The 18,664-nt window shown below is 64.6% G+C and carries 15 protein-coding genes and 1 tRNA gene; 13 read left to right on the top strand and 3 right to left on the bottom strand.

The window, feature by feature from the left end:
- Positions 1–145: 145 nt before the first annotated feature.
- From XH90_RS29410 to XH90_RS29365, 10 genes are all read left to right on the top strand, one after another.
- Complete coding sequence (locus tag XH90_RS29410; RefSeq protein WP_305853152.1) at positions 146–1,408, top strand: MFS transporter; 1,263 nt, start codon at positions 146–148, stop codon at positions 1,406–1,408.
- Positions 1,409–1,636: 228 nt separating this feature from the next.
- Positions 1,637–2,473 (top strand): outer membrane protein, encoded by an 837-nt coding sequence (locus tag XH90_RS29405; protein WP_194477756.1) that lies wholly within the window; start codon positions 1,637–1,639, stop codon positions 2,471–2,473.
- Between the two features lie 169 nt (positions 2,474–2,642).
- The gene (locus tag XH90_RS29400; RefSeq protein ID WP_194477755.1) at positions 2,643–3,521 is read left to right on the top strand and encodes an outer membrane protein; all 879 of its coding nucleotides are present in this window, start codon (positions 2,643–2,645) and stop codon (positions 3,519–3,521) included.
- Between the two features lie 74 nt (positions 3,522–3,595).
- Positions 3,596–4,186 (top strand): glutathione S-transferase family protein, encoded by a 591-nt coding sequence (locus XH90_RS29395; protein WP_194477754.1) that lies wholly within the window; start codon positions 3,596–3,598, stop codon positions 4,184–4,186.
- A gap of 31 nt (positions 4,187–4,217) precedes the next feature.
- The gene (locus XH90_RS29390; RefSeq protein ID WP_194477753.1) at positions 4,218–4,682 is read left to right on the top strand and encodes a GNAT family N-acetyltransferase; all 465 of its coding nucleotides are present in this window, start codon (positions 4,218–4,220) and stop codon (positions 4,680–4,682) included.
- Positions 4,683–4,839: 157 nt separating this feature from the next.
- Positions 4,840–5,046 (top strand): hypothetical protein, encoded by a 207-nt coding sequence (locus XH90_RS29385; RefSeq protein WP_194477752.1) that lies wholly within the window; start codon positions 4,840–4,842, stop codon positions 5,044–5,046.
- Positions 5,047–5,125: 79 nt separating this feature from the next.
- Complete coding sequence (locus XH90_RS29380) at positions 5,126–6,298, top strand: phosphoserine transaminase (RefSeq protein WP_194477751.1); 1,173 nt, start codon at positions 5,126–5,128, stop codon at positions 6,296–6,298.
- 125 nt (positions 6,299–6,423) lie between these two features.
- The gene (gene serA / locus XH90_RS29375; protein WP_194477750.1) at positions 6,424–8,013 is read left to right on the top strand and encodes a phosphoglycerate dehydrogenase; all 1,590 of its coding nucleotides are present in this window, start codon (positions 6,424–6,426) and stop codon (positions 8,011–8,013) included.
- 219 nt (positions 8,014–8,232) lie between these two features.
- Positions 8,233–9,405, top strand: coding sequence for an acetyl-CoA C-acyltransferase (locus tag XH90_RS29370; protein WP_194477749.1), 1,173 nt, complete (start codon positions 8,233–8,235; stop codon positions 9,403–9,405).
- Between the two features lie 191 nt (positions 9,406–9,596).
- A complete protein-coding gene (locus tag XH90_RS29365) occupies positions 9,597–11,573 on the top strand; it encodes a methyl-accepting chemotaxis protein (RefSeq protein ID WP_194477748.1) in 1,977 nt (658 codons plus the stop codon).
- Between the two features lie 30 nt (positions 11,574–11,603).
- Here XH90_RS29365 and XH90_RS29360 read toward each other — a convergent pair whose 3' ends face one another.
- Positions 11,604–15,128, bottom strand: a complete 3,525-nt coding sequence (locus XH90_RS29360; protein WP_194477747.1) for a PAS domain-containing sensor histidine kinase — start codon at positions 15,126–15,128, stop codon at positions 11,604–11,606.
- 299 nt (positions 15,129–15,427) lie between these two features.
- Between XH90_RS29360 and XH90_RS29355 the strand changes: the two genes are divergently transcribed.
- The 3 genes from XH90_RS29355 (at position 15,428) to XH90_RS29345 (ending at position 17,017) form a co-directional block, all read left to right on the top strand.
- Positions 15,428–15,811 (top strand): phasin family protein, encoded by a 384-nt coding sequence (locus tag XH90_RS29355; RefSeq protein WP_194477746.1) that lies wholly within the window; start codon positions 15,428–15,430, stop codon positions 15,809–15,811.
- Between the two features lie 384 nt (positions 15,812–16,195).
- Positions 16,196–16,630 carry a phasin gene (locus XH90_RS29350; protein ID WP_194477745.1) on the top strand — a complete coding sequence of 145 codons (435 nt, stop codon included), beginning with the start codon at positions 16,196–16,198 and terminating at the stop codon, positions 16,628–16,630.
- A gap of 310 nt (positions 16,631–16,940) precedes the next feature.
- Positions 16,941–17,017: transfer RNA gene (locus XH90_RS29345), tRNA-His, on the top strand.
- Between the two features lie 147 nt (positions 17,018–17,164).
- On the opposite strand, the gene XH90_RS29340 is transcribed toward XH90_RS29345, so the two are convergent.
- Positions 17,165–18,107, bottom strand: a protein-coding gene (locus XH90_RS29340) for an IS630 family transposase (protein ID WP_194476145.1) whose coding sequence is annotated in 2 segments (ribosomal slippage) — positions 17,165–17,770 and positions 17,772–18,107 — 942 coding nt in all. Because the reading frame shifts where the segments join, the coding sequence is not laid out codon by codon here.
- 87 nt (positions 18,108–18,194) lie between these two features.
- Complete coding sequence (locus XH90_RS29335) at positions 18,195–18,662, bottom strand: DUF4411 family protein (protein ID WP_194477744.1); 468 nt, start codon at positions 18,660–18,662, stop codon at positions 18,195–18,197.
- Between the last annotated feature and the right edge of the window lie 2 nt (positions 18,663–18,664).

Genomic DNA, 18,664 nt, shown 5'->3' with positions numbered 1-18,664 from the left:
GCTTCTTCTTTCTTCTCCACTTGTAAGGGGAGAGGGGAAGAAGAGACTCATCACGCATCCCAGCCATTTGCGATTGGCGGTGGTTCCACCGAGCGTTGCATCGTACCTGTGAGGTCGCGGCAATCTGCCGCGCCGGGATGCTCCAGTGAACAAGCCTGTCGTCGTGCCTGCGGAAACGCCGACCGAGCCCGTCGTCGTCAACGACGTCGCGCCCGCCGCCAAGTCCGCTGCCAAAACCGCCGCGGGGCCGGCCTATATCGTGCTCGCCGGCATCAGCTTCTCGCACTTCCTCAACGACACCATGCAGTCGCTGATCGCTTCGGTGTATCCGATCCTGAAGGACACCTACGCGCTCGACTTCGCGCAGATCGGCATGATCACGCTGGCCTTCCAGTTCACGGCATCGCTGCTCCAGCCGGTGGTCGGCCACTACACCGACAAGAAGGCGCAGCCTTACTCGCTGTCGATCGGCATGGCCTCGACCTTCTTCGGCCTCCTGCTGCTCAGCGCCGCGCACCAATATCTCGTCATTCTGATTGCGGCCGCGCTGGTCGGTCTCGGCTCGGCGGTGTTTCACCCGGAATCGGCACGCATCGCGCGGCTCGCCTCGGGCGGCCGTTACGGTTTTGCGCAATCGGTGTTCCAGCTCGGCGGCAGCTTCGGTACCTCGATGGGGCCGGTGCTCGCTGCGCTCATCGTCGTGCCGTTCGGGCAGGGCAGTATCGCCTGGTTCTCCTCGATCGCATTCCTCGCGATCGTCATCCTCTGGCGCATCGGTCGCTGGTACGCGCCGCAGATCACCACGAGGAAGGCTGCGCCGGTTCAGGCCCATCCCGATGCGCCGAGCTCGCGCCGCGTCGTCGTTGCACTCCTCGTGCTGGTGGCGCTGCTGTTCTCGAAGCAGCTCTACGTCTCGAGCCTGTCGAGCTACTACATCTTCTATCTGATCGACCGTTTCGGCGTGTCGACGCAGACGGCGCAGATCTTTCTCTTCATCTTCCTGGCGGCGAATGCGGTCGGTGCGTTCTTCGGCGGTCCGCTCGGCGATCGCTTCGGCCGCAAGATCGTGATCTGGATCTCGATTCTCGGCGCGCTGCCGTTCACGCTGGCGCTGCCCTATGCCGGCCTCGTCGCAAGCGCGGTGCTGTCGGTGATCATCGGCCTGATCATCTCCTCGACGACGTCGTCGATCATCGTGTTCGCGCAGGAGCTGGTGCCGCATCGCTTCGGCATGATCTCAGGCGTGTTCTTCGGCGTCGCCTTCGGCATCGGTGGCCTGGGCGCAGCCGTGCTCGGCAGGCTCGCCGACCACACCTCGATCGAGTTCGTCTATCAGGTCTGCGCCTATCTGCCGGCGATCGGCCTGCTTGCGGTGTTCCTGCCGAAGCTGCCGCAACACAGGCGTTAATAAACCTTCTTTCGCTGCATTGCGGCTTCACCAATCGTTAGCAATTGCGGCGCGCCACCGCAGCATTTTTGCAACGCTCGCGCCGCATCCGCGTGTGCAGTCAGAAAAAATCAACCTTAAAAATTAGGGTTAAGTGGCGCTTAAGCATTTGCTGCCATCGTCCGGCTCGTGAGTTTCCAGAACGTGAGGCGCTCGTTTTCAGCCTCACCGGCCATAAGGACGAAGCCAATGCGTAGCGTTAAGTCTCTCCTTGCCGCGGGTGCGGCATCCTTGATCTCGTCGATGGCGTTTGCCGCCGATATGCCGATCGCGGCTCCGCCCCCCATGTACGCGCCGCCCGCTCCGCCCGCTGATTTCGGCGGCTGGTATCTGCGCGGCGATATCGGCATGACCAACCAGAGCGCAAAGAGCATCGACAGCGCGACGTCGGCGGCGTTCCCGACCACGACGGCCGGGCTTGGCTTCGACTCCTCGCCGCTGTTCGACGTCGGTGTCGGCTATCGCTTCAACAACTGGTTCCGTGCCGACGTGACCGGCCAGTACCGCGGCAAGGCCAACCTGCACGGTTCGCAGAGCGTCGCTCTCGGCGCGGCCGATGTCGAAGCCAACACCTACACCGGCAGCAAGTCCGAGTGGGTCGTCATGGCCAACGCCTATGTCGATCTCGGTACCTGGTGGTGCATCACGCCGTTCATCGGCGCCGGCCTCGGTGGTTCCTACAACCAGCTCTCGGGCTTCCAGGATAACGGCGTCCGCTACACCGCCGGCGCGCTGTCCAACAGCGTCACCTATTTCGACAACAACGGTAAGTGGAACTTCGCATGGGCCGCCCATGCCGGTCTCGCCTACAAGGTCAATCCCGGGTTCACCGTCGAACTGGCCTACAGCTACATGAATCTCGGCGACGCTGCGCCCGGCAACTTCCGTGCGTTCGATGGCAGCGCCGCCGGCCCCTCGACCATCAAGGTCAGGAACATCACCTCGAACGACGTGAAGCTCGGCGTGCGCTGGGAGCTCAACAGCCCGCCGGCCTACGTGCCGCCGCCGCTCGTCACCAAGGGCTGATCGCGAGCCTCATCGCTTTAACGTCTCTTAACGGCGCGGGATCATCCCGCGCCGTTTTGCTTTGCATTTTTTTCATGGCGAGCGGCGACGAAAACGCCGGACGCAACCATTGGTTAAGGTTAACGAGCCATGATCACGCTCGACAGTTCGAGTTCGATGGAGCGTTGCAATGCGTAGGCTTTGGTTGGTGGCAGCGGTGTTCGGATCTGTGTCCGCCGCACACGCGGCCGATCTCTCCGATCTGCCCGTCCTGCGCGGCGGCTTCACCGACGGACTGTCGAGGACATCCCAGAATTGGGAAGGCTTTTATGTCGGCGGCCAGTTCGGCTTCGCTACGACCGACATCGATTTCAGCCACGCTCCGAAGTCGATGACCGACTTCATGCTTCGCAACAGCATCCTCCAGGCGCCGGTCGGCGGATGGTCGCTGCTGCCGAAGAACCACGTGCAGTCGACAGGGTTCGGCGCCTATGTTGGCAAGAACTGGCAGCTCTACGATGCCGTGATGGGCGTCGAGGCAAATTACAGCTACATGAACAACATAGCGAGCTCGGCCAGCGACTCCATGACGCGCATCCTTGACGGCGAGACAGCGCCAACTGGCCACACCTATACTTACGTCACCACGCTCGGCGGCGGCGCTTCGCTGAAGCTCAAGGATTACGCCACTTTCCGCGGCCGGGTTGGTTGGGACGGCGGCGACTTCATGCCCTATGCTTTCGCAGGCCTGGCGATCGGGCGCGCCGAAGTCTCGCGGTTCGCGACCGTGTCCTACATCAAGCATGACGACTACGATACGTCGGTCACGGTCGGCGGTGTCACCACGACGACTCATCATCAGGACACGATCGACACAGGCGCGTGGGCGAGCACCGAGCAGCGCGCGAACGCGTTCATGTACGGATGGACCGCCGGTATCGGTATTGAATACGCGATCTGCGGCAACTTCCTCATTCGCGGCGAATGGGAGCATGTCGGCTTTTCCAACGTCAAGGACATCACCGTTGGCTTGAACAATTTCCGCGTCGGCGGCGGTTACAAGTTCTGATGCACCCTCGCGCCGCCGCGGTTGACAGCTCGGCTGCGTCCTGATGCTCTGTCGCCCGACAAGGGGCGGCAGCGATGCAAATCTACGGCGACAGCAATTCGGGCAATTGTCTGAAGGTGAAGTGGGTCTGCGATCATCTCGCATTGCCCTATCGCTGGATCGAGATCGATACGCGCAAGGGCGAGACGCGCACGCCGCAATTCCTGAAGATGAACGGCGCCGGCCAGGTTCCGACCGTCGCGTTCGACGACGGCCGCACGCTGGCGCAGTCCAACGCCATCATCCGCTATCTCGCCCGCGACAGCGCACTCGTTCCGCGCGACGCCTTTGCCGCCGCCAAGATGGACGAATGGCTGTTCTGGGAGCAGTACAGCCACGAGCCTTATGTCGCGGTGTGCCGTTTCCAGATGGTCTATCTCGGCAAGGCCGCCTCCGAGCTCGATCCTGACAAGGTCAAGCGCGGCTATGCGGCGCTCGACCGCATGGAGCAGCATCTGGCGGCGAGCCGTGTCTTCGCGGGCGATGCGGTCTCGCTCGCGGACGTCTCGCTTCTCGCGTATACGCGCCTCGCGCATGAAGGCGGCTTCGATCTCGGCCGCTATGCCGCCATCCGCCGCTGGATCACTGAAGCCGAGGCCTGTCTCGGTCTGCCACCGGTGCGCTGAGCCCTTCGCGCCGAGTTCTGGAGCTACCCGCATGAACGAAAAGTCCGTCTCCATCCGCCCCGCGCGCCGCGACGACGTGTCCGCGATCGTGGCGATGCTCGCCGACGATCATCTCGGCCGCGGCCGCGAGCGCGTCGAGGATCCGCTTCCCGTCGTCTACTATCAGGCGTTCGAGCGCGTCGAGCGCGACCAGAATCTCACATTGGTCGTTGCCGAAAGCGAGGGCAGGGTGGTCGGCTGCCTGCAGCTCGCGGTGCTTCCGGGCATCAGTTCCCAAGGCGGCATTCGTGCTCTGCTCGAGGATGTCCGCGTTGCCTCCGACTGCCGCAGCCGCGGCATCGGCGAGCAATTGGTGCAATGGGCAATCGCGGAAGCCAAAGCGCGCGGCTGCAACCTGGTCGAATTGCTGACGCATTCGAGCCGCGTCGACGCGCAGCGCTTCTACAAGCGTCTCGGATTTGCATTGAGCCACGCCGGCATGACTGTCCGCTTTTGACGCAGCGCGCGGCGAGCGTTGCGCGATCAACGAAATCGGATCGCGCCTTCGTTCATCTTAACAGCTGATAAACTACCCGTTCGTCGTTCACGTGGATCGCGGAACGAAGGGTGCTACGGAGCGTCTGAAACCGGGCTCGGTTGGTTCGGGGATTTCGATGACAAGCTATTCGATGATCAAGGTCGGCAACGATTACGTTGTGCAGGCCAACGACAAGTGCATTTTGAAGGTCGGCAGCCGCCGCCGTGCCGCGCAATTGATCAGCGAGGCCACCGACTTGCTGAACGCGCTCGCGCCTGTCGCATCCCCTGGTATCGCTCCGGAGGAGCCATCACTCCAGCGTGAGGCGCCTGAACTTCCTTGACTGGCCTTCCCGATTCCCGTATCAGCCGCGGCGGGACACCTCCCCCCAACGGGAGGCTTACTATCTGGAAGGGTAGATCATGACTGTAGCGAAGCCCGCTTCGCGGCCGACCATGCCGCATTTCTCCTCCGGCCCCTGCGCCAAGCGCCCCGGCTGGAACGCCCAAAATCTCAAGGACGCAGCGCTCGGCCGTTCGCATCGCGCGAAGGTCGGCAAGACCAAGCTCAAGCTCGCGATCGATCTGACGCGCGAAGTGCTTGAAGTGCCGGCCGATTATCGGATCGGCATCGTGCCGGCGTCCGATACCGGCGCGGTCGAGATGGCACTGTGGTCGCTGCTCGGTGCGCGGCCCGTCACAACGCTCGCCTGGGAATCCTTCGGCGAGGGCTGGGTCAGCGACATCGTCAAGGAATTGAAGCTCAAGGACGTCACCAAGCTGAACGCTGGCTACGGTGAAATTCCCGATCTCTCCAAGGTCGATCCCAACAGCGACGTCGTCTTCACCTGGAACGGCACCACCTCGGGTGTGCGCGTGCCTGATGCCGACTGGATCAGCGCGACCCGCGAAGGCCTGACCATTTGCGATGCGACCTCGGCCGCGTTCGCGCAAGCCCTCGACTGGGCCAAGCTCGATGTCGTCACCTTCTCCTGGCAGAAGGCGCTCGGCGGCGAAGCCGCGCACGGCATGCTGATCCTGTCGCCGCGCGCGGTGGAACGGCTCGAGACCTACAAGCCGGCCTGGCCGCTGCCGAAAATCTTCCGCATGACCAAGGGCGGCAAGATCAACGAAGGCATCTTCGTCGGCGAGACCATCAACACGCCGTCGATGCTCTGCGTCGAGGATTATCTGGACGCACTGAACTGGGCCAAGTCGATCGGCGGCCTCAAGGCGCTGATCGCGCGCGCCGATGCCAACACCAAGGTGCTGGCCGACTGGAAGGCGAAGACGCCCTGGATCGACTTCCTGGCCAAGGACGCCGCGATCCGCTCCAATACCTCCGTGTGCCTGAAGTTCACCGATCCCGCGATCACCTCGCTCTCGGACGACGCGCAGGCCGAGTTCTCCAAGAAGCTCGTCGCTCTCGTCGAGAAGGAAGGTGCCGGCTACGACTTCGCGTACTATCGCGATGCGCCTGCGGGCCTCCGCATCTGGTGCGGCGCCACCGTCGAGGCCAAGGACGTCGAGCTGCTGACGCAGTGGATCGATTGGGCTTTTGCCGAGACCAAGGCCACGCTGGCCAAGGCGGCTTAACGCGTTTCACCCCATCCTCGTCATGGCCGGGCTTGACCCGGTCATCCATCGCTCAAGAGATGGATCCGCGGGTCAGGCCCGCGGATGACGTTCCGTAAATGCAGCTCGCACCACGGATCATCCCCATGACCAAACCCAAAGTTCTCATTTCCGACGCGCTCTCTCCCGCCGCCGTGCAGATCTTCAGGGATCGCGGCGTCGAGGTCGACTTCCAGCCCAACCTCGGCAAGGACAAGGACAAGCTCGCCGAGATCATCGGCAATTACGACGGCCTCGCGATCCGCTCCGCGACGAAAGCGACCGCGAAGATCCTGGAGAAGGCGACCAACCTCAAGGTGATCGGCCGCGCCGGGATCGGCGTCGACAATGTCGAGATCCCCGCCGCCACGGCCAAGGGCATCATCGTGATGAACACGCCGTTCGGCAATTCGATCACGACTGCCGAGCATGCGATTACGCTCATGCTGGCGCTGGCCCGCGAGATCCCGCAGGCCGACGCCTCGACCCAGGCCGGCAAGTGGGAGAAGAACCGCTTCATGGGCGTCGAGATCACCGGCAAGGTGCTCGGCGTGGTCGGCTGCGGCAACATCGGCTCGATCGTCGCCGACCGCGCGCTCGGCCTGCGCATGAAGGTGGTCGCGTTCGATCCGTTCCTGTCGCCGGAGCGTGCCAAGGACATCGGCGTCGAGAAGGTGGAGCTCGATGATCTGCTCAAGCGCGCCGACTTCATCACGCTGCATACGCCGCTGACCGAGAAGACCAGGAACATCATCGACGCGGCCGCGATCGCCAAGATGAAGAAGGGCGTGCGCCTGATCAACTGCGCCCGCGGCGGCCTCGTCGACGAGCACGCCGTGGTCGATGCGCTCAATTCCAAGCACATTGCCGGCGCCGCCTTCGACGTGTTCGTCGAGGAGCCCGCGACCGCCAACGTGCTGTTCGGCCATCCCAACGTGATCTGCACGCCGCATCTCGGTGCGTCCACCACCGAAGCGCAGGAGAACGTCGCGCTCCAGGTCGCCGAGCAGATGTCGGACTACCTCATCTCCGGCGCGATCTCCAACGCCATCAATTTCCCGTCGATCACCGCGGAAGAAGCGCCGAAGCTCAAGCCGTTCATCACGCTCGCCGAGAAGCTGGGCTCGTTCGCCGGCCAGCTCACCGAGACCGGCATCTCTAAGGTCACGATCACCTATGAGGGTCACGTCGCCGAAATGAAGATCAAGGCGCTGACCTCCGCGGTGCTGTCGGGCCTGCTGCGCCCGATGCTGGGCGAGGTCAATGTCGTCTCCGCCCCCGTCGTCGCCAAGGAGCGCGGCATGGTGGTCGACGAGGTGACCCGCGCCGCGCAGAGCGACTATGAGAGCCTGATCACCGTCACGGTCGCGACCGAACGGCAGGAGCGCTCTGTCTCAGGCACCGTCTATCACGACGGCAAGCCGCGCCTCGTCGACATCAAGGGCATCCGCGTCGATGCCGAGTTCGGCAAGTCGATGATCTACGTCACCAACGAGGACAAGCCGGGCTTCATCGGCAAGTTCGCGGGCCTCCTCGGCGATGCCAAGATCAACATCGCGACCTTCCATCTCGGCCGTGTCTCGCAGGGTGGCGACGCCATCGCGCTGGTCGAGGTCGACGGCGCGGTGCCGGCCGATTTGCTCGCCAAGGTGCAGGCCCTGCCGCAGGTCAAGCAGGTCAAGGCGCTGACGTTCTGATTCTTCACCTCTCCCGCTGGGGAGAGGTGACACAGCAAGCCGACAGAGTCGGATTTCACAGCGCCTGGTGCCGATATATTCCGACCCGCGGAACAGCGCCGCCTCTGTCACCGGAGGCGGCGTTTTTATTGTCGCGCCGGCCAATCTTTGTGTACCAATGGCGGCCAGAGAACGCTTCTGACCAGCGCCTCCGTACCATCGTTCGAAAGGGAGAAAACAATGCGTGAAGCCGTCATCGTTTCCTACGCGCGCACGGGCCTCGCCAAATCCGGCCGCGGCGGATTCAACATCACGCCGCCGATGTCGCTCGCGGCGCACGCCATTCACCACGCGGTCGACCGCGCCGGCGTCGACAAGGATTATGTCGAGGATTGCTATCTCGGCAATTGCGCCCATGGTGCGCCCAACATCGGCCGCCAAGCCGCGCTGCTCGCCGGCCTGCCGAAGTCGACCGGCGGCGTCTCGGTGAACCGCTTCTGCTCCTCGGGGCTCCAGACCATCGCGATGGCCGCGAACTCGATCCGCTCCGACGGCGCCGACTGCATCGTCGCAGGCGGCGTCGAGAGCATCTCGATCCCCGGCGGCGGCACGCCGAAGGAATCGATCGATCCCGAACTGCTGAAGACCGCGCCCGACATCTTCATGGCGATGATCGATACCGCCGACATCGTCGCCGAGCGCTACAAGCTCAGCCGCGAATACCAGGACGAGTATTCGCTGGAGTCGCAGCGCCGCATGGCCGCCGCCCAGCAGGCCAACAAGTTCAAGGACGAGATCGTCCCGATGAAGACAAGGATGAAGGTGGTCGACAAGGCCACCAAGGCCGAGAGCATCGTCGACTACGTCGTCGACCGCGACGAGTGCAATCGTCCGGAGACCACGCTGGAGGGGCTCGCCAAGCTCGAGCCGGTGAAGGGTCCCGGCAAGTACGTCACTGCCGGCAATGCCAGCCAGCTCTCCGACGGCGCCGCCGCCGTGGTGCTGATGGAAGCCAAGGACGCCGAGAAGCGCGGCCTCAAGCCGCTCGGCCGTTTCGTCGCCTGGGCGGCCGCAGGCTGCGAGCCCGACGAGATGGGGATCGGCCCGATCTTCGCCGTGCCGAAGCTGCTCAAGCGTCACGGCCTGAAGATCGACGACATCGATCTCTGGGAGCTCAACGAAGCTTTCGCCAGCCAGTGCCTCTATTCGCGCGACAAGCTCGGCATCGATCCCGAGAAGTACAATGTCAACGGCGGCTCGATCGCGATCGGCCATCCCTTCGGCATGACCGGCGCCCGTCTCACCGGCCATCTGCTGCAGGAAGGCGCCCGCCGCAAGGCCAAGTGGGGCGTCGTGACCATGTGCATCGGCGGCGGCCAGGGCGGCGCCGGCTTGTTCGAGATCTACAGCTGAGGCCATCGCCTCACTGACGACGTCGCAAGCAGCACGGCGCGATGAGCGCCGTGCTTTTTGTTGAGCTCTGCTTGTGCACTCTGACGTGCATTCTGTCACAATACGCGTAATCTTACGTGCCCGCAAATTAACGGAGTTTTTGACGCGTTAGCGCCTCATGAACCGCATCAGTCACAACCGGCCTGGTGAACATGATGCGGCTTCTCTCCCTCCGGCTCACCCACAAGATCACTGCGATCGGCGTCATCGGCGTCGCCGGCGTGGTCCTCATCGGCGGCATTCATCTCTACGGCGAGCGCGCGATGGGCGTCTATCGCGACGCTGCCGATAACGCGCGCACGATGTTCGAGCTGAACAACAGGATCGCGGTCGAGCTGCTGGAAGGCCGCCGCGCCGAGAAGGATTTCCTGCTGCGCGGCGATGCGGCCAGGGCCCAGCGCCAGGTCGAGATCGGCAAGGAAGTCGCTGCCGACATCGAAAGGCTCCGCGGCCGGATCGCGGCGCTCGGCAAGCCTGAGCTCGCACAGAAGATCGACGCGATGAACGCGTCGCTGAAGAGCTATCAGGCACGTTTCGCCGCGGTGGTCGAGGAGCGGCTGCGGCTCGGGCTAAACGAGAATTCAGGCCTCGAAGGCCGCCTGCGCGGCTCCGTCCACGAGATCGAGAGCAAGGTCGATCAGCTCCACGATGCCCCGCTCAAGGTGATCATGCTGATGATGCGCCGGCACGAGAAGGATTTCATGCTGCGTCGCGACGCCAAATACGGCGGCGAGATGAAGAAGCGCGCGTCGGAATTTTCGGCCGGCATCGACGCGGCCGCCATTCCCGAGACGGCGAAGACCGAGCTGCGGCAGAAGCTCGCCGACTATCAGCGCGACTTCGCCGCCTGGATGGAGACCGCCTTGAAGCTCGCGACGGAATTGAAGGCGATGTCGGAGGCGTTCGCGGCGGTCGAGCCCGTGATCGCGCAGGTCTCGAACGCGGTCGACGGCATCCGCGCCGAAGCCGACCGGCTCAACGATGCCGAGCGCGACGGTATCCAGTTCTGGATCGCCGTCGCGATCGCGCTGATCGCGTCCGGCGTGCTCGGCCTCGGGGTCTTCATCGGCCGTTCGGTGTCGAAGCCGCTCGCGGCGATGCGGGCGGCGATGATCGAACTCGCCAAGGGCAATTTCGCCATCGTGCTGCCGGGCCTCGGCCGTCCCGACGAGATCGGGGAGATCGCGCAGGCCGTCGAGACCTTCAAGCTCAATGCCGAGCAGAAGGCGCGCGACGAAGCCGAAGAGAAGATCAGGCAGGACAAGCTCGCCGCCGAGCGCCGCCGCGCCGACATGATCCGCATGGCCGACGATTTCGAAGGCGCGATCGGCGAGATCGTGGAGACCGTATCGTCGGCGGCGACCGAGCTCGAGGCGTCGGCGACGTCGCTGACGACGACTGCGGGCCGCTCGAGCGAATTGGCGACGCTGGTCGAGGCCGCCTCGGAAGAAGCCGCCACCAACGTGCAGTCGGTCGCCTCCGCCGCGGAGGAGCTGACCGCCTCGGTCAACGAGATCAGCCGCCAGGTGCAGGCCTCGGCGCGCATCGCCGGCGAGGCCGTCAGCCAGGCCGGCCAGACCAACGATCGCGTCAGCGAATTGTCCAGGGCTGCCGCCCGCATCGGCGACGTGGTCGAGCTCATCAACGCCATCGCCGGCCAGACCAATCTGCTGGCGCTGAACGCCACCATCGAGGCGGCGCGCGCGGGCGAGGCCGGGCGCGGCTTTGCGGTGGTCGCTTCGGAGGTGAAGGCGCTGGCCGAGCAGACCGCGAAGGCGACCGGCGAGATCGGTCAGCAGATCGCCAGCATCCAGGGCGCCACCAACGAGTCCGTCGGCGCGATCAGGACCATCGGCGGCACCATCGAGCGCCTGTCGGAGATCTCGTCGACCATCGCGGCCGCCGTCGAAGAGCAGGGCGCCGCGACCAGCGAGATCTCGCGCAACGTCCAGAGCGCGGCTGCCGGCACCACGCAGGTCAGCGCCAACATCAGCAACGTGCGCCACGGCGCGGTCGAGACCGGCTCGGCATCGGCGCAGGTGCTGTCGGCGGCGAGGTCTCTGTCGGGCGACAGCAACCGCCTCAAGTTCGAGGTCGGCAAGTTCCTGGATACGGTGCGCGCGGCGTAGGCGCTGCACGCACCTCGTTCGCGGCCGTCTTCACGCCCGCGTCGCCACAGGTGCGAAGGTCACTTCGATCAACGTGCCCGAACTGCCCGCGCTCTTGATGTTGAACTGGGCGCGGTTGGCTTCGACCAGGGCCTTGGTCAGCGACAGGCTGAGCGCCGCGCCGTCCGCGGCGTCGCCGGGCGGCGGGGTGCGGAACGGCTCCATGGCGGCGGCGACTTCCTGTTCGCTGAGGCCATGGCCGGTGTCGCGGATGCGAAGCGCGATCTCGCCGCGGTCGGAGAGCGCGGTCGAGACGATCACCTGGCCGCCGGCGCTGGCGAGCCGGATCGAGTTCGAGATCAGGTTCATCGTCACCTGCCGCAGCGCGCGCGCGTCCGCCGTCACCTGCGGCAGCGCATGGGCGAGCGAGGTGCGGATGATGATGCGCTCGCGATTGGCCTGCGGCTGCATCACGGTGACACAGGCCTCGACGAGGTCGTTGAGGTTCAAACCCGAAAAATTCAGGTCGAGCTTGCCGGTCTCGATCCGCGACAGCTCCAGCAGATCGTCGACGATGGTGATCACGCGCTCGCCGGAGGCGCGGATGTCCTTCATGTATTCGCCGTAGCGCTCGTTGCCGAGCGCGCCGAAGCGTTCGGAGATCATCACCTCGGCAAAGCCGATGATGGCGTTGAGCGGCGTGCGGATCTCGTGGCTGATCCGCGCCAGCATGTCGGCCTTGGCATTGGCGGCGCCGTCGACGAGGCGTCGCGCCTGCGTCAGCTCGCTCTCGCCCTTCTTCGCGTGCGACAGATCGCGGAACACGGCGAAGAAGTTCGGACCGTCCGGCCGCGTACGGCCCATGATCATGGCGAGCGGCAGCACGCCGCCCTTCTTCTCGCGGCCCAGCACCTCGCGGCCGTGATCGAGCAGGCTCGCGATGTCCTGGCTCTTGAGGCTTTCGAGATAGTCGACGACGATCTGCTGGCTCTCGGGCGCGAACAGCGTCAGCAGGGTCTGCTGCAGCAGCGTCTCGCCGTCGTAGCCGAACAGAGCCTCGGCGCTGCGGTTGCAGGCGTGGATGTTGCCTTCGGCATCGAACATCACGATGCCCTCGGCCGTGGTGTCGAGGATCGCGGCGAGATCTTCCGCATCGGCTTCGCCGGCCTCGGGCTCGGGATCGGACGCGTAGGGGAAGGTTTCCGCGACGACGGTCTCGGTGACGACGGTCGGCGCGACCATGACAGGGATGGCTTGCGGCAGCGCGCAGATCAGCGCATGCGCGCTCTCGCCGTTCCAGTCGATCGTGTGCAGATGCGCTTCCGTCGTCGCCAGCTCCTGCTCGCCGTTCGCGATGGCCGCGCTGATCGTCACCGGCGTGCCCGATTGCGACGTGCTCGAGGCGGCGGAGACGCCCGGCTCGACATAGAGCGCATCCAGCCCGCCGGCGTCTTCCAGCGCATTGATGCTGGCGTAGCCCATGCGCGCCAGGAACGCCGGGTTGGCGTAGAGCAGGCGGTCGAGCCGGTAGATCAGCATGCCCGAGGGCACGAGATCCAGCAGCGTGCGGTCGCGCAGGCTGTCGCCGCGCGGCGGCGGCGCCGGCTCGGTCAGCCATTCGGCCGCGGCCGGCGGCGCCTCGAGCTCCGAGATCAAGGGCTCCGATATCAGGGGCTCCGATAGAGCGGGCTCGGGCGGCATCTGCGCTTCGGACGCGATCTCCTCCGCCGGCAGCTCGGCCGCAGTTGAGGAAATCTGTTCGCGATCGCGTTCGAGCCGCTCGGACAATTGCCGCGCGAGCTCGTTGAACGCGCTGTTCTCGACCGGCGTCAGCGTCGGCGATCTCTGGTCGCCTTGTGACCTCTGGTCGCCGGGGGCGCGGAACGGGACGACATTCGGAGGCGTTTCCACTGGCGTTTCCGGATCGGTTGGTTGTGAATTCGCTTCGATGAAAAGTGCGGGCGGTTCGGCTTCGATTGCAGTGGGCGGTTCAGGCTCGGGCGGCGGCGATGCCGCGAGCGGAGGCTCTGCCTCCGGTTCGGGATCGGGCTCGACCACGTCGGCCGACAGGCTCTGCGGCGGATGCGGCTCGGAGACCAATTCGTAACGGCGCAGCGCATCGAGCCGGTTGAGGCCGTCGAGATCGCGGCAGACGCCAAAGCCCTTGAAGCCGGCGAAGTTGCGCTCGCGGTCGTAGACCGGCAGGCCTGCGAGTTCGACCGGCAGATGCTCGCCGCCATCGGCGGGCCAGTTCACGGTGATGCCGGCCCAGGTGTCGTGGCTGGCGAGCGCCTGCGCGACGCGGCCATCGGGATCGAGCGCAAATTCGTCGGCGATCTCGCGCCAGGGCCGGCCGAAGCCGGCCGCGGTGTGCGCGCCGATCAGGCGGATGAACTCGCTCGACGCCAGCACGAAGCGCCCCAGCGCATCCATCTGCCACAGGAATCGCAGCGGATGCTGGCGAGGTGTCTCAGCATGTGCGGACTGCGGCTCCGCACGTCCGGGCGGCTCGACCATGGCTGATGTGATCGGCGCAGCTTGCGGCGGCACAATGGCTGCCGGCGGGTTTTCCTCAGCTGTTTCCGGCGCGGTCTCCGCGGTCTCGGCGATCGTGTCCCGGACAGGCGCCTCGGCCGCTTCCTTCACGGCATCCTGGATCGCGACGATCTCCGTCGCCTCGTGTGCACCAGGCTCGGGCGCAGCTGCGATCGTCTCGGTCGTCGCGGGCGTCTCGTCCGGCTCGGCAAACGGATCGAACAACGCGATGCCGGCGTCGAGCTCGTCCGCCGGCGGCGTCTCGACGACATGATGCGCGGGTTCATCGGACATCTCGGGGGCAGCCGGCTGCACCGCTCCATGCACCACCTCATGCAACATTTCAGCCGCAGGCTCCGGCGCGCTCTCGGCCGCGGGCGCGGCCTGCGTCACCTCGGGCTCGATCAGCGCGACGAGGCCGACATCGGCCCCGGCGCCGACCCGTTGCAGCACCATCTTGCCGATGCCGACAGGGATCTCGACGCGGCCGCTGCCGAGCGCATCGCTGCGCGCCTGTTCGAGGCCGGCCTCGCCGAGATCGCGAAAGCCGAGCAGCGGGCGTGCGGCTTCGCTGGCGCCGGCGAACATGCCGTCGGGCGCGAACGCCGCCATCGGCGTTGTCGCGCCGTCGACGAGGCGATGCAGCCGCTCGACCAGCGGCATGCTGCGCGCGGTGGCATCCATCGCGGTGACGAGCACGGCTTCGCTGCCGTCGGAAAAATCGAGCCGCGCGCAGGCGCAGGTCATGAGCGTGCCGAGCCGCGCGCCGAAGCCGCGCATCCGCTCGAGCCTCACCGCGCCGTTCGCGGGCAGCTGGCGGGCGAGCCGGACGATCTGGCGGCGATGGGTGTCGGACGGTCCGAATGTCCTTTGCGCGAGCTCGGCCGCATTGGCCGCGCCGAAAAATATTGCGCCGACCGCATTGGCCCACAGCACGCGGCTGCCGTCGGGCGACCAGAGCCAGGCCGGCAAGGGCGAGGTCGCATGCACGGACAGCCTGGGATCGCCGACGCCTCGCAACTGGAAATCCGAATTCGTCATCCGACCGGCTTGTATCTCGTCACGTCGACAGGCCTGCCGGGAATGGCAGCCTTAAGAAAGAGTTAGTATCGCCCGCGGGCGCGGTCAGGTCCACGGCCCCACCCTGACAGGGGCGGCCTAAAGCCGCGATAACCTTAATGTGGCTGAACCCGCAAGGCGCATGGTCGTTGCATCCGCAGGAATCCGCCGAGAACGATCCGCGGGGGGCGGGCGTCATACCGGCAATACCGTCGTCGGCTAGCCTTCGAAGGCCGCCGAAACGGCCGGCAAAGCAGAAAGCAGCACAGGAGCAGCAAGTCATGACCGATCAGGCAAATGGCCATTTCGAGCTTCCGCCGGAGATGCGGAACATGGCGGAATCGAGCTTCAGGCAGGCCCGCGACGCCTTCGAAAAACTGCTCGCCAACGCGGAAGCCGCCGCCGGCTCGATCGAAGAGCGCGGCGCCTCCATGCGCGCCGGCGCCAAGGACATCGGCGCCCGCGCCATCGCCTTCGCCGAGACCAATGTGCAGGCCTCGCTGAACTACGCCCAGTCGCTGGTCCACGCCCGGGACCTCACCGAGGTGATGCGGCTGCACGGCGACTACGTCCAGGCCCAGATGAAGGCCCTGGCCGAACAGGCCGGCGAAATGAGCCAGGCCGTCAGCCGCGCCGCCATGGACGCGACCAAGGCGAAGCACTGAAGCCCGAGAGGGGGGCAACCCGCGCCCGTTCCTTGGTGCGCGCCGACCCGGCCGCGGCCTCGGTCCAACCTCTCCCGCTTGCGCAAGCGGGAGAGGGAGCCGGCCGTCTCCGTCATTCGCACCGAAATACCGCAACCCCCGGTTCCCGGCCCCGGGAACCTCGCCCTGAGGATTAAATTATCGCATCGCACCCCACAGCCGCATTGCGCTGCACAATGTTGACATGTTAGGCAGCGACAATGCTGGACGCTGGACGAGCCATTTCGTTGTTCTGCGTGTCCAGTCTTCGTACCCGCCACCTCGTAACAAGAAGAAATGGCCCCGGTTGGCCGGCGGGCGCGCCAGAAGGCTCACTCCATTTTCATTAGCGTTGAGGGACCAAACATGACAGGTGCGACTGATCCGTTTTCTGCCTCGATCATTCCGTTCGAGGTTCCCGAGCAGATGCGTGCGTTCGCCGAGAAGGGCGTTTCGCAGGCCCGTGAGACCTACGCAAAGTTCAAGGACGCCGCCGAAACCCACAACGGCACCGTCGAGGCCGTGTTCGCTTCGGCGTCCAAGGGCGCGAGCGAGTACACCGCCAAGCTGATGGAGTTCGCCAAGGCCAACACCACGGCCTCGCTGGACTTCGCCCAGGAGCTGTTCGGCACCAGATCGCCGACCGACGCCTTCCAGCTCTGGACCGGCCACGCCCGCACCCAGCTCGAGACCTTCCAGGCCCAGGCCAAGGAGCTCGTCGAACTCACCCAGCGCGTCGCCGCCGAGACCGCCGAGCCGATCAAGGCCAGCGCCTCGAAGTTCTACAAGCCCGCCGCCTGATCAAAACGGCGGATCGACCCAATCAGGAAACCCGGGCCCCAGCGGCCCGGGTTTTTTTCTTCACCTCTCCCCGAAAGGAGAGGTCGGATCGGCTCCGGCGATGCGAAGCATCGTCCGGCGCGATCCGGGCGAGGAGCTCAGGTCCCACGAGGTGGATTGCGGACGAATCCAGGGATTTATCGCGCTGAAGAGGGGCAAATAACGCCTTTTGCGGCCTTGCCAAAAACGCCCGTTGCACCTAGTTTCCGCCCCGTCCAGCCCCCTCGGAGTCAGGCCTTTTCAGGCAGCCCTAGAGGCGGCTCGCAAGGATGCAGTTGTAGCTCAGTTGGTTAGAGCGCCTGTCTGTGGAACAGGAGGTCGGTGGTTCGAGCCCACCCAACTGTACCAATGCCGGCAATGATTTTGCGCATTGGCCCTTATGTCCTCTCACGTCGCGAATTCAGGCTGCGGTGCGCGCACACGACTCCCGAGGTTTGCACGCACGCGGAGATGGCTGAGGCAATCACCGCGATCACGATCTAGAGCATGATGTTTTTATACGGAAACGTAACCTGAGTTTTTGAAGTAGTTGGTGCACTCCTGCTCTGAGAAGAGATCGAGGAGTTCACCGACCTTTCGCCAGGTTGCCTCGACGTCACGAGTTTCGGCAGCTCGCATGAGGTGTTTGAGTTTGGCGAAGACCTGCTCGATCGGGTTGAGGTCAGGGCTGTATGGCGGCAAGAAGATGCGGTGAGCGCCTCTGGCGCGGATGGCTTGGCGGGCCGCTTTGCCCTTGTGGCTGCCAAGATTGTCGAGGATGACGATCTCGCCCGGTGCGAGGGTGGGTGCCAACACCTTCTCGACGTACAGCGTGAAGAGCTCGCCATTGATGGGACCATCGATCACCCAAGGCGCGCTGATCCGATTGTGACGCAGCGCCGCGATGAAGGTCATTGTCTTCCAATGGCCGAAAGGTGCAGATGCTTGGAGGCGCTGCCCGCACGGCCCCCAGCCGCGCAATGGTGCCATATTGGTTTTGATCCACGTCTCGTCGATAAACACCAACCGCGCGACGTCGATCCTGCCTTGATGTGCTTTCCAGCGGGTCCGCTTACGGGCGACGTCGGGGCGATCCTGCTCGGCTGGTAGAAGCGTTTTTTTTGAAGCTGAGCCCTTCGGTGTGAACAAAAGTCCACACCGCCCGCACGTCTGTCTTGATCCCGCGTGCAGCCAGTTCCTGCGTCAGCTTGCGCAGGGTGAATGGCCCCGAGCGAATGCGTTTGCGCAGCCAGTCGGCGTTGGCATCCGACAGAACCCGTTTCTTGTGGCCGCCGATTTGGCCAGGTGACAGGCCTCCGGTATCCCGCCTCAGATTCTTCCACTTCGTCACGCAGGAGGGGCTGATCTGTAGCGCCTCTGCAATCGAACGAACCGTTTCCCCCGCGTCAGCTCGCGCCAAAGCCCGTTCCCGAATGTCTTCAGAATAGGGTCGCGTCATCCATGCTGGCCTCCGCCCTCCAGCATGGAGGTTGAATCAGAAATCGCTCCCTGTGGGAATCCCGATTCCAGTCAAAAACAACATGCTCTAGCTTGTCCAGTCTTCTTTCTCGATGAGATCGGCAACGCCGCAATAGTCGATCTTCTGGGCGTCGCACACATCGGGAATACGTTCTTTCCCAGGATGCTCCTCGGTGATGACCCACATTTGCGGCGTAGTGCTCGCCGCAAGAGCGATCACGAAAGGATCAGCACCCGACCGGCCCTTTACGGTATCGACCAACTTGGGATGTGCGGCCATGATCTTCGCAACGATCACCTGCGTCGGATCATCAATCTCGACAAACATACTTTCCTTGCGGTCTTTGCACCACGCGAAGAGTTCGTCGTCTTTCTTCTGCAACTCGTTATAAACCTCGATCGATGACTTGAAACGACCTTCGGCAATCAGCTTGTCGAAGCCGTCCCACACAAATCCGAAATTCTTCGGGCGATAAATCCGGTGCCAAGCGTGGATCAGCGCGCTGCTGTCGATGCTGTAGACCAATCCGGTCATAC

The organism is Bradyrhizobium sp. CCBAU 53338, assembly GCF_015291665.1.
Taxonomy (GTDB): domain Bacteria; phylum Pseudomonadota; class Alphaproteobacteria; order Rhizobiales; family Xanthobacteraceae; genus Bradyrhizobium.
The sequence above is the reverse complement of the archived record's forward strand: the minus strand, read 5'-3'. Positions and strand labels throughout refer to the sequence as shown.